Source organism: Ruminococcus sp. AM43-6, assembly GCF_003461785.1.
In the GTDB taxonomy this organism is placed as follows: domain Bacteria; phylum Bacillota; class Clostridia; order Oscillospirales; family Ruminococcaceae; genus Hominimerdicola; species Hominimerdicola aceti.
In genome coordinates, this window is record NZ_QTXU01000040.1 from 1 (window position 1) to 11,700 (window position 11,700).

At 40.1% G+C, this 11,700-nt stretch carries 11 protein-coding genes and 1 pseudogene; 5 read left to right on the forward strand and 7 right to left on the reverse strand.

Annotated features, from left to right (window positions below; all coding sequences use genetic code 11):
• Together DW938_RS13420 and DW938_RS13425 are read left to right on the forward strand one after the other, a co-directional pair.
• Positions 1-477, forward strand: a 477-nt coding sequence (locus DW938_RS13420; protein ID WP_181984459.1) for a transposase, incomplete at its 5' end; no start/stop codon positions are given.
• Positions 478-676: 199 nt separating this feature from the next.
• A pseudogene (locus tag DW938_RS13425) lies at positions 677-1,867 on the forward strand (IS256 family transposase).
• Positions 1,868-2,155: 288 nt separating this feature from the next.
• On the opposite strand, the gene DW938_RS13430 reads toward DW938_RS13425, so the two are convergent.
• The 7 genes from DW938_RS13430 to DW938_RS13460 form a co-directional block, all read right to left on the reverse strand.
• Positions 2,156-2,956: an alpha/beta fold hydrolase gene (locus DW938_RS13430; RefSeq protein WP_117878611.1), complete on the reverse strand. Its 801-nt coding sequence runs from the start codon at positions 2,954-2,956 to the stop codon at positions 2,156-2,158.
• A complete protein-coding gene (locus DW938_RS13435) occupies positions 2,929-3,696 on the reverse strand; it encodes a glycoside hydrolase family 16 protein (protein WP_118125401.1) in 768 nt (255 codons plus the stop codon). The genes DW938_RS13430 and DW938_RS13435 overlap by 28 nt, the downstream gene beginning before the upstream one ends.
• Before the next feature lie 114 nt (positions 3,697-3,810).
• Entirely contained in the window at positions 3,811-4,572 is a 762-nt protein-coding gene (locus DW938_RS13440; RefSeq protein ID WP_117878607.1) for a helix-turn-helix domain-containing protein, read from the reverse strand.
• 119 nt (positions 4,573-4,691) lie between these two features.
• Positions 4,692-6,116, reverse strand: a complete 1,425-nt coding sequence (locus DW938_RS13445) for an ABC transporter substrate-binding protein (protein ID WP_242992559.1) — start codon at positions 6,114-6,116, stop codon at positions 4,692-4,694.
• Positions 6,117-6,133: 17 nt separating this feature from the next.
• Entirely contained in the window at positions 6,134-6,991 is an 858-nt protein-coding gene (locus DW938_RS13450; RefSeq protein ID WP_117928361.1) for a hypothetical protein, read from the reverse strand.
• A gap of 422 nt (positions 6,992-7,413) precedes the next feature.
• A complete protein-coding gene (locus DW938_RS13455) occupies positions 7,414-8,436 on the reverse strand; it encodes a cellulase family glycosylhydrolase (RefSeq protein WP_118125406.1) in 1,023 nt (340 codons plus the stop codon).
• 258 nt (positions 8,437-8,694) lie between these two features.
• On the reverse strand, positions 8,695-10,053 hold the full coding sequence (locus DW938_RS13460; RefSeq protein WP_118125408.1) for an AAA family ATPase: 1,359 nt from the start codon (positions 10,051-10,053) through the stop codon (positions 8,695-8,697).
• A gap of 271 nt (positions 10,054-10,324) precedes the next feature.
• Between DW938_RS13460 and DW938_RS13465 the strand changes: the two genes are divergently transcribed.
• The 3 genes from DW938_RS13465 to DW938_RS15020 all read left to right on the forward strand — a co-directional run.
• Positions 10,325-10,597 (forward strand): hypothetical protein, encoded by a 273-nt coding sequence (locus DW938_RS13465; RefSeq protein WP_118125410.1) that lies wholly within the window; start codon positions 10,325-10,327, stop codon positions 10,595-10,597.
• Positions 10,598-10,889: 292 nt separating this feature from the next.
• A complete protein-coding gene (locus DW938_RS13470) occupies positions 10,890-11,429 on the forward strand; it encodes a sigma-70 family RNA polymerase sigma factor (protein ID WP_118125412.1) in 540 nt (179 codons plus the stop codon).
• Positions 11,416-11,700 (forward strand): hypothetical protein (locus tag DW938_RS15020; protein ID WP_207660716.1); only part of this gene is annotated, 285 nt, incomplete at its 3' end. The genes DW938_RS13470 and DW938_RS15020, both read left to right, overlap by 14 nt.

Sequence of the window (11,700 nt, forward strand, 5' to 3'; positions counted from 1 at the left end):
AAGAATATTAAATACCATAATGATCCATACAGAGCAGTGAATTTCCGCATAGATGAAAATGGTGATCTGGTGTGTCCTAACAACAAAAAATTCCATTACGTTTACAGCAGACCCATAAAGGGAAACAAATATGGGAGAACAGAAGAATTCTATCAGTGTGAAGAATGTGCAAACTGTTCTCATAAAGAAAAGTGCTGCAAATGCAAGGGAAATCGCATAGTTCGCATAAATGAAGAATTGACTGCATTTCACAAAGAAGTTTTGGAAAATCTTAATTGTATTCATGGAGCGCTTCTCAGAATGAACAGAAGCATTCAATCTGAAGGTGCAAATGGTATCATCAAGTGGAATCGGTCATACACAAGAGCCAGAAGACGTGGCTTAAATGCCATGAATTTAGAAATTGCGATGATTTGCTGTGGTTTTAATCTGCATAAATTTCACTTGAAGAAGATCGCAATCAGAAAAGCAGCCTGAAAAAGATATTTTTCAACATTTTAATGATCGGCAAAAAGCGCTGTATTTCTGCCGGTGTGTTTGCTGTACCCTTTTTTCAAGATTAGATAGTTCTTTTTGAGTCTGAATACCCAACCGTGTAAATGACAATAATACCCACAAAGAAATTTGGAGGTAGATTGTAATGAAAACAAGAGATCACGGTTTAAGCGAGAAGGAAATGGAGCTCGTGAAGCTCATCATGGCGGAGTGCGAAAGCACAGGCGATATTCAGGCTTAACTCAAGCGTTTGTTTGCAGGAACTATCGAGCAGATGCTTGAAGCTGAGATGGACGAGCATCTGGGTTATGAGAAAAACTCTGTTCTCGGCAACAATTCCGGCAACAGTAGAAATGGTTACGGCAAAAAGACCATTTCCAGCGATTACGGCGAGTGTGAAATAGCCGTTCCCCGTGACAGAAACGGTGAATTTGAGCCTAAAATCATCGAAAAAAGACAGACTCACACAGATGAAATTGAACAGAAAATCATGGCGATGTACGCTAAGGGAATGTCTCAGCGTGATATTGAGGACACTCTTCATGAGATCTACGGTTCAGAAATTTCTCAGGGACTCATTTCCCGTATAACCGACAAAATTCTTCCTGAGGTAAATGACTGGCAGAACCGTCCTCTTGACAAAATATACCCCGTAGTTTTCTTTGACGGAATTGTTTTCAATTCAAGAAAAGACAACAAGATCATCAGCAAATGCGTGTACTCCGTGCTTGGTATCAACATGGAGGGTCAGAAGGAGATTCTTGGAACATGGATTTCTGAAAATGAGTCAGCAAGCTTTTATGCAAGTATATGCTCAGACCTGAAAAATCGCGGTGTTACGGACATTTTCATCGCTTGTCAAGATAATCTGACTGGACTTTGTGATGCGATAAATGCTATTTTCCCGAAGACAAAGAATCAGCTCTGCATCGTTCATCAGATCAGGAACAGCTGTAAATTCGTGCCTTACAAAGACAGAAAAGCTGTATGCGCTGATTTAAAGAAAATCTACGGTGCAGTCAATCTTGATGATGCAGAATATGCAAAGGAAGAGTTTCGTGAAAAGTGGGACAAGAAATATCCCAACATCTTAAAATCATGGGACAAAAACTGGGCTGAACTGACAACATTCTTTGAATATCCGCAGGAGATCAGGAAGATAATATATACGACGAACGCTGTCGAAAGCTACCGTAGAATGGTAAGAAAATTCACAAAATCAAAGGCGGTTTTTCCGACCGATGATTCCATACGCAAGGTCATCTATATGAGCGTCAAAGAGATAGCCAAGAAGTGGACCATGCCTATCAGAGACTGGGGTCTGGCGTATTCTCAGTTTGCGATATACTTTGAGGACAGATTTGCAGCCTGACGGCTGTCGGGGACTCTGTCCCCAAACCCCTGAGGTTTATCCGCTTTGGAGATATCCGGTGGAATATTGAAAAACGACGACATTTCTGCCGCCGCTTTCCACCGTTTTATCTCACAGCCTGCGTCAGGTCGCTCCTCAGCGTTGCCCTGCTTGGCTGCAATTTTAGTATTGTCAGAAATTTGGCGATTATTGCGTTTACACGGTTTATTTTTCGAAACCGAAAACTGACATCGACATTCCTTGTGAAGCTACTGTACGCAAGGTCAGCTAATGTGTTTAATCTCAGCTTTACAACATTGTCAAAAACTTAACTGCCGCACGCTTTACATATTCCCTGTCATCACCACAAAAGCCGTGACCTGCATCCTCTATAACTTCCAGCATTGCATCTGGAAAAGCATTTATCAGTCGCTCAGAATATGATATATCCACCACTTTATCACTGTCGCCGTGGAATATAATCACTGGACTATTATATCGACTCACTCTGTCATAAATATCATATCTCGGAACGTCATCATAAAATTTCTTTGAAAGCAGCATATCTCCCATAAAGGCAAAGGGTTTCGACATACTTTCAGGATCTTTGGAAAGCCATTGATCCGGTATGCAGAATGCAGGATACAGCAGTATCATTGCTGCAATACGCTCAGGCATTTCTGCGGCTGTAAGTGCGGCAACAAATCCTCCCTGACTTTCGCCGTAAAGATATATCTGTTTGCTATCTGATATATCAAGTCCACTTATCATATCAATAACAGCTTTTAGGTCATTCTGTTCGCTGATAATACTCATATCCGTAGTCTTTCCGTCACTATGCGATCGTGTAGAGCCACCGCAGTAATCAAAAGTATATGCTAAAAAGCCATTTTCCGCAAAAGTCAAAGCAATATCCGCCATATCATCACCGATGCTGTTAAAGCCGTGACTAAGTATCACAGCAGGATACTTCTTTGCTTTAGTATCAGGAATATACAGTTTTCCAAAAATCTTTTTGCCGTCTGATATGCAGCTTTTCTCTTGAATATCAACGCTCATAAGAACTCCCCTTTTTATGAATTTTACTCTTCTGCCGTAAACCTTGCCCACTCATATTCCGCCGTCAGCGGAACTGTTCCGTCAAAAGCTTTCAGCCAGCTGTCAACGCCAATGCCGTTCCACGCATTCATCATTATTTTACCAGGCGTAACAGGCAGATTTTCCGTTGCCTTGTATGCTTCCTTTCCGTCAACATACCAAGTTATGCCGTCCTCTTTCCACTCAAATGCGTAAGTGTGAAAATCCTCAGAAGCGTCAAAGCCAAGATCATACATGTATTCGTGCTTGCCAACACCATTGGTGTAGTAATTGAACTGCACCTTTGTTGTGTCCTTGCCAAGGACTTCAACATCTATTTCGTCCCAAGGATTATCCTCCGACGGACCTGTGTATGTAAAGAACGATGATACAACGCCGTCATTCTTTATGGCTTTCATCGATACCTCATAAAGTCCATAGCCATAGTTCTCCTTTGAACGATACTCGCCGCCTCTGTACGCTTCGGAATCGCCCATACTGTCAATGGTAAGCTGCATTTTTCCGTCATTGAAAGTTACGTTATCTTCGCTCCACGAACAGTTGAACGGATCACCATTTGACCAGCCTGCTGAAATGGAAAAATCATTTGACGCACCCTTGCTGAAATCTGCCTCAACCGTGTATGGAGAATTGCTTTCCGTTTCCGCCTTGCTGCTGACATCTTGCAAAGAACTGCTGTCAGATGAAGCACCGCAGCCACCCATAGACATAACTATCATTGTGAGAATCGACATAGCCAAAACTTTTTTCATTTTTCATTACCTCCGAATAAATATCAGAATTTTATCTTCTATAAGTATTATAAATCAACAAATGTGATATTTATATCAGAAAAGTAATGCAAATATCAGATTATTAACATCAACTTATATTTTCGATCTGCTTGTACTATGCTTGTTCCAGTTTGCACGGAAAAACTGATCTCTATACTGTTTCGGTGTAAGTCCTGTCTGTTTCTTAAAGCAGGCAATAAAATGGCTGTGCGAGCTGAAAGCAAGATAATTGGCTATATCAAGCGGACTATATTCAGAATATCTCAGCATATTTTCAGCCGCCTGTATCCTTTTTGACATAATGAAATCAGAGATCTTTACGCCAACTTCCTCTCTGAAAAGCTTTGAAAGATACTGTGGCGTTATGTTCAGTTCATCTGCTATCTGATTCACGGTCACGCCCTTGTAAATATTATCGAAAATGCAGTCAAAACACATAAGGATATGCTTTGAGTAAACGTTCTGTGACGCCGCCTTTTTCATTTGCTTTGTATAATAAACGATGACTTCCTTGTGTACAGCCATAACGCTTTCTTCATTGCGGCACTCATCACATTTATTAATGTATATATCGCTTATGGTATACGCAGTTTCCGGGTCAAGTCCACCCTCGATGCAAAACCTGCACAGCATAGCTATGGTTATGACAAGATGATACTTGACGTTTCTAAGGTCGTCCTTGCTGAGCCTGCCCTTTCCGTTTGTATCCAGCGGCGTATACAAACGTTTGACCGTTTCAAGATCGCCCGCCCGCACCGCAGAATAAAATTCCAGTTCCGTTTCATATGGTGAATGATGATAGTCATTTTCCTTTTGCATAAACTGCCGCTTAGACAATTCTCTGTTTATTTCCATAGCTTTCACCCCCTGCTTTTTAGCTTATTATATCATATTTACAGACACAAGTAAAGCTTCATATTTATAGAAAAAGGACGGCAAATCACCCTGCCGCCCTTTTTTCTGATAATTAGATATTATTTAGCCTCTTTCATTGAAGCCATAGCCTCGTCGATAAGATAATCTATAGCCTTTTCATTTTCCTGAACGACCTGTGACCAGCTCTTTGACTCCTGCGGATTCATTGTTCCTCTTATTGCAGTATCGCAAATAGAGTTAAGGTCGGCAGATACGCCCTGTTCAAAGTCAAATACAGGGTTCTGTGCAGACAGATCATAGATAGTTTCTCTCATTTCAAGCATCTCATCTGTCCAGCCGTAATCGTCCTTGTACTGATCAAGGGTTATCTGATGTGCAGCCTCGTCAAGTTCCGCATAACGGCAGCATTCAAGGAAAGCTGCCACGCCCTCAGGATTTTGAGCGTTTTTTACAATGCTAAAGCCGTGTACTCTTGAAGGGATATACTGTTTATCGCTATCAGCCGAGCAAGGAACAGGAACGAACATTACCTCTCCCTTTGATACATCGCCATAGTTTACAGTTGTTGACGGAGCATTCTCAAGTGCCCAAAGTCCGATAGGATAGAAAAGCGTCAGACCTGTTGCCATTCCGCTGCCCTCTGCGTCGCCTCTGAGTTTCCAGTTGTTCTCGTGCTTTGGATAAACAACATTGTTCTTCTGCAGCTCATACATCATATTCTGAGCCTTTGCTATCATAGGGTCAGAAATATTATTTACAAGCTTGCCGTCTGTGATACCGATGAGCGGCACACCGGAAGACTGCTGCAAAGCTTTTTCATAATACCAGCCGTCAAGTGCGTATTTATCGCTTTCAGCGTCAGTAAAATCAAGACACATTTCTGTGAATGTATCCCAGTTCCACTTGCCTTCTTTGAAAAGCTCAGCAGGATCGTCATAGCCGTTATCTTCCATTGTCTGCTTGTTGTATACAAAAACATATGCAGGGTCTGTTCTGATAACGCTCACATAATGCTTGTCGCCAAGCATAAACTGATCTGTCGCACCCTTTATGTCTGTCCAAAGAGGCTTTGAAAGATCAATATAATCGTCGATAGGCTCTATCATTGACTTTATAGCACCCTTAGGGAAAACGTCCATATCATCAGCACCGATGAAATCAGGTGAATCATTTGACATTACAAGTGCCGCAAGATCGTCAAACTTAGTTTCCCAAGTGGTCTGCACCCAGTTTATCTTACCATTATACTTTGTCTTGAACAAAGCAAGGTCAGCGCCTATCTCCTTGTCCTCTGCCTCAGTAGGGTTGATATCCCAATGTGAAAACCACTTTATTTCGTTGCTCTTGAGATCTCTCACATCTTTCATATCATCAGCAAGTCTTTGAACTATCTGCTGCTGATCTTCCTTAAGCTTTTTGTCAACTACCTTGCTTGATGAATCACTTGAACTTCCGCAAGATGCAAATGCTGAAAGCGAGCAAACCGCAAGGGCAAATGTCAAAACTCTTTTTGCATTATTCATAGCCATACCTCCGAATATTACTTTCTTCTCTTTGCAACGATCACTGCTGTGCCGGCAAGAGCGATAACAGCAAGTGCTCCGCCAACAGCCGCACCTGTTTCTGCTGCCTTAGATGTATTGTCAGATGCTTTTGAAGATGTAGCCGCTGCTGCAGAAGTCTTGCCTGCATCTGCCTTAGATGAAGAAACATCTTTCTTTGACGTATCAGCCTTTGAGCTTGAAGTATCAGACTTTGAATCTGCCTTTGAAGCATCTGTTTTTGAATCTCCGCCCTCGGCAGATGCAACACCGAAATCAAGCGTCATTGAAAGTGTGCCGCCGTTGAAAGCGCCTTCCTTCTCCCAGCCTGCGACCTCAGGGCAAGCCTTCTTTGTTACCTCGCCTGTTTCATCATTGACCTCGTCAGTTGGTCTGATATGTATTCTTATTCCACCCTCTGGGTCCTCGTCCAATGAAGTGATAGAATTAAGCGAATCAAAAACCGTTGTTGTGCCGTCCTCGGCAACGAACTTTGCGTCAGATATCTTAACGTCCACAGGATAAACACCATCAGGAAGATTAGCCACCATAACGCCCATATCTCCAAGAGTTCCCTTGCCTGACATTGTCTTGTCAGTGATAACTTTGCTTATCTTATATTCAACAGTTATCTTGCCATTATCATCGATGCCTACCCAATCGCCCTGATTCCAGGTCCAGTCCTGACCCATATAAAAGCCCATTGCTCCGATAGAGTAATATGAGTCATTCATTTTTGAGTCCTCCTCTGACGGGTGAACAACATCGCCAAGCTTTGCTGCCGAAACAGAAACTGACATCATTGTTGCTGCGAGAACCGCTGCTGAAAGACCTGCTACAAATTTTTTGATCATCATAACCTTTTCCTCCTATTTTTCAATAAAATTTTTCGCTAAAAGCAATTTATTTTGTTGTTTCTGTATATATTATAACTATGTAAACGTTTTGTTTATATCAAAAACGTAACATAAATATCATAAAAGTGTTTAATATCAAATTTATGAAAGATTATAAATATATGAAAACAGACCCACTTGATATTCAAGCAGATCTGTTTATTCGGAAGTTATTATAAGAAAGTGACTATGAATTATTATGTTTATATTATACTCTTTGTTTTAAAACTATTATATCAATATTTAATTATTTATATCAAATAATTATCGTAAATAGAATTTTATGAGCAAACATCAATTTATGAAACTAAGCATAAAAAAAACAAGCTCGGCAAACGTGACCGAGCTTGTCCAAAAATGGAGTTATATTAAGAAATGATCTATTAAAGATACTTTGCCAGTTCATCAAGAACGCCGTCAAGATGTCCGTCAATAAAGCCATAGTCAACACCCTTGTATGACCAAGCCGCTCTTCCGATAGAACATTTCTCAAAGGCACTGCTTATATCCTTGTACCAGTTAAGAGTATTTTCAGCAGATGCAAGATTTATAACACCGTATTCGCCACAATACATAGGAACATTTCTTTCCTCTGCGACCCTTACAGCCTCAGCAAATCTTCCCATAAAATAATCAGGCGTAAATTTCTCTGTCTTGACCTCCTCGTATGTCTGCATATATTCAAGACCAAGACGCTTTATCTCACTTCTGTATTTTGGGACGCTGCCAGGATAATCGATCCTGAAATCTCTTGGCATCTCATCTACCCAATAGGCAGCCTGATGAGTGAAAAGAAATGGGTCATAGCAATGGAAAGTATAAACTATATGCTCGTCATAAGGCTTATCAAGGTCTTTCATTGAATCAATAGAGTTGTTCCAGTAGCTGCCCACAATGATATTTATATCAGAGCTGTATTTTCGAATAAGCTTTATGGCATTTTCAACGATAGCATTCCATTTTGCACTGAATTTCGGGTCAGTTACCTCATTGAGAAGTTCAAAAGAGACCCTGTCAGAATATTTGCTGAAACGCTTTGCAAACTCTTCCCAAAGGTCATAGAATTTCTGCTGAAGCTCAGCGTTATCAAAGAATCCGCTTTCAGCCTGAGCCTTGTCAAAGAAAAAGCCCATTGTCTTATGGAGGTCAAGTATCATATTGATACCGTTATTTCCGCACCAGTCGATACACTTCTGAACATAGTCGAAGCCGCTCTCTATAAAGCCGTTTTCGTCCTGAAAGATATTATAATCCACAGGCACTCTAACGTGGTCGCAGCCCCAGCCCTTTATACGCTTGATGTCCTCCTCTGTAATAAAATTATCAAGATGTTCCTTACTGTAATCGCATTGTGACAGCCAGCCTCCGATATCGATGCCGTGCATATATCCATTAAATCTTCTCATATTTTTAACCGTCCTTTCTGATTCTAGTTTTATTTGCAACTATATAGTAGCACTATATGGCCGGAAATTATATCATAATTTTAATATTCGTGTAAAAATCGTAACGTTCTTATGACGTTTTAAATGTATTTCTCTAAACTATTGACATACATTACGTTGCACATATAAAAATGCCTTTCTCAGATTAGCGGATAGACTGTACATAAAGTGACACAAAAGCAAAACCGCCGTTCAGGCTAGTTCCCGAACGGCGGTTTTTTACAGACATATTGTCATATACGGCGGAATACAAACTATATCCTCTTTGAAACAAAGATTACGTGGATGAATGACATAGCACTCTCCGATCCTTGCCTTATACTTCTCCCTAAAGCGTTTCAAGGACTCTATGGAATATCGCTTGCCGGACTTAACTTCAATAGGATACATTTTGTATTTCAGCTTACTGTTGTTGGAAATAAGAAAATCTATTTCAATATCGTTTCGGTGCTTTTCAGTGTTGTAATGTGTATAGAAATACAGCTTGTGACCGTTTGCCGTCAGCATCTGAGCAATGGTGTTCTCGTAAAGCATACCCTCATTCATGTTCAGCTTGTCACCGAGTATCTGCTTGTAGACCTCATCTTCAAGCAGTTCGTTCTCATCGAATGCGTGGCTTACGAGCAGCCCAGTGTCACCGAGATAACACTTTACATAACTTCTGTTTTCGTTGATCGACAGCCCAACATTCGGATCGTTGCATAGAAAACACTCATTGGATATCATAGAATCTGACAGCCAAAAAAATGTTTCTTCATACTGATCCGCCGTACTTTGTGCGACAACATTACTGAACACCACACGCTTTTCGTGCTGAGAAAGCAGTCCCGGTATCTGATCAAATATGGTAAGCACCTTGCTGCGATACCTTGCATCGATCTTCATAATATCGCTGCGATAGAGTGCGAGTATATCACGCTTTTCAACGTCAGCTTTATCAAAATCCTTCCTGCTTTCAAGAAACGCAATAACACTCTGCGGCATACCGCCCACAAGCATATATTGCTTAAAAAGTAGCATTGCCTTATGGTGCAGCTCGTTTTCAAGGGGTTCTCTGTCTGCAAAGCATTTTCTGATATAGCCAATGATCTGCCCCTCACCCAAAGCATCGCAAAACTCCTCAAAATCCAGCGGATACATACTCAGATGACGTTCCTCCGACGGAATGACGATGTTTTTTACATTCTCCTTGATGGAGATCAGCGAGCCTGTTTCGATATAGTCATATCTGCCGTCGGCAACGAGATATTTAATACATTCTCTTGCCTTTGGGTACATTTGCACCTCGTCAAAAATTATAAGCGACTCACGTTCAAACAATTTCACACCATAATATGTGGACAGGAGCATAAAAAACGTGTCGAGGTCATTCATATGCTTTTGAAAATAGCCCTTGACCTCATCTGGACATTTTGCAAAGTCGATCAGGATATAGCTCTTGTACTCGTTCTTGCCAAACTCCTCGCAGATAGTAGACTTGCCGATACGTCTTGCACCCTCGATAAGAAAGGCTTTTTTACCATTCAGTTCTTTTTTCAGCGTCAGTAGTTTATTATACATTTTACGCTTTAGTATCATAACAACACCTCACTTTGATAATACGCAGGTTAGAATATATTCTCAATTTCGATAATACGCAAGTTTACATATATCTTATGATCGTATTATACGCAGGTTTATAGCTATTATACCACACTTTGCAAATTAAATCAAGGGATAAATCAAGCAGCTTTTGCCGGTTTGGTGTGGTTGACAGTTCAATTATGCCGTGGTATAATATTTCAAAACAAAGAAAAAACTGAATGCGATAGTTGATCGTAGCATCAAATCAGTATTTGGAGGATAAAATATGAAAACCAATATATCACAGCCATTTTTTCAAATATCAGAAGCAAATATTATATCTCGTGGAATTTCAAACGGACATGAATACATCGTTTACTGTTCCGATAAAGGCGTTAATGTAAATACTGATTTTAAAAAGATCGGTAAAGATATGTATAACTGCTGTTCGTATTATGACAGGAAATTATGTGATACTATCTCAAAATTTGAAGAAATGAGTAAAGAAAAAATAGAATCGCAAGCTTATGGTTCTTGGATGGATGGTGCACACTCTTAACTAAAACACATCTTACAGAACCAAATTCACCGCCGCAGGTCACAAATGCGTGACCTGCGGCGGTGTTTGTGATTAAACAAAAGTTGAGGGTACTTTTTATTACGGAAATTTTTGGTTAGGCATTTTTTTGTTATCACCCTTCATCTTGACCGCTTTTGTTATGCAATTACAAGTCAGCATCCGACAAAAGTAAAATTTTAGAGAACCTTGTTGCATGGTGTATAAAAATATGATATACTTAATTTGGAAACGGATGATATTCTGAAAGTGGAGACAGGAAGGGAGTGATTGTATGCTGCCGATATATATGGCATTGATCGATGATGAGGAAGATAAAAGCGATTTTGAAAATATAGTAAATAAATATGAACGAAAATTATATCGTGAAGCCTTTAAAATTCTTAATTCACACGAATTGGCAGAAGAAGCCGTTTGGGAGGCTTTTTACAGGATAGCAGAAAATTTTAAGAAAGTTCACAATTTGCCTGTGTACAAAATGGACGCTTATTTGATTATAACTATTAGAAGGGCATCATATCGGATCTACAATACGGAGAAAAAATATTTTGAAAATGACTCATTTGAGGATTCTGAATATGTGCCGGATATAGCTAAGCTTAATGAGTATGATATTTCTGATCTGACTAACGCTATTGGTCAGCTTGAAGACAAGTATAAAGCTGTTATCACTTATTTTTATTATTACGGTCACAACGCAAATGAAACCGCTGATTTAATGGGGATATCCAGAAATACAGTATATAAGTATCTGAGAAAAGCTGAAGCTATTTTATTGGAAAAGCTGAGAGGTGCAAACTATGAACGAAAATGAAAATTTCTGCAAAGCGATCGAACAAGCAGTTGTGCTGCCATGTGCAAAAGAAATGCAGCTGATATCTGATGAAAAATGTGATTTTTCATCAGCATACAGAAGAAGGATCCGCAGATTGACCAAAGATCAAGATAAAACACCCCATTCATTGATAAAGACGACCTTGCAAAAGATGATATTCATAATTGCCGCAGTGCTTATGATCGGATCGATAACAGTAGCTGCTGTTCCACCGTTAAGAGAATGGTTTGTTGGTTTGTTTGCAAGCAGC

Excerpts from the sequence above, each read along its gene's own strand:
- DW938_RS13435 (WP_118125401.1), bottom strand. The coding sequence starts at position 3,696 with ATGAAAAAAGTTTTGGCTATGTCGATTCTCACAATGATAGTTATGTCT.
- DW938_RS13440 (WP_117878607.1), bottom strand. The coding sequence starts at position 4,572 with ATGGAAATAAACAGAGAATTGTCTAAGCGGCAGTTTATGCAAAAGGAA.
- DW938_RS13445 (WP_242992559.1), bottom strand. The coding sequence starts at position 6,116 with ATGAATAATGCAAAAAGAGTTTTGACATTTGCCCTTGCGGTTTGCTCG.
- DW938_RS13450 (WP_117928361.1), bottom strand. The coding sequence starts at position 6,991 with ATGATGATCAAAAAATTTGTAGCAGGTCTTTCAGCAGCGGTTCTCGCA.
- DW938_RS13455 (WP_118125406.1), bottom strand. The coding sequence starts at position 8,436 with ATGAGAAGATTTAATGGATATATGCACGGCATCGATATCGGAGGCTGG.
- DW938_RS13460 (WP_118125408.1), bottom strand. The coding sequence starts at position 10,053 with ATGATACTAAAGCGTAAAATGTATAATAAACTACTGACGCTGAAAAAA.
- DW938_RS13465 (WP_118125410.1), top strand. The coding sequence starts at position 10,325 with ATGAAAACCAATATATCACAGCCATTTTTTCAAATATCAGAAGCAAAT.
- DW938_RS13470 (WP_118125412.1), top strand. The coding sequence starts at position 10,890 with ATGCTGCCGATATATATGGCATTGATCGATGATGAGGAAGATAAAAGC.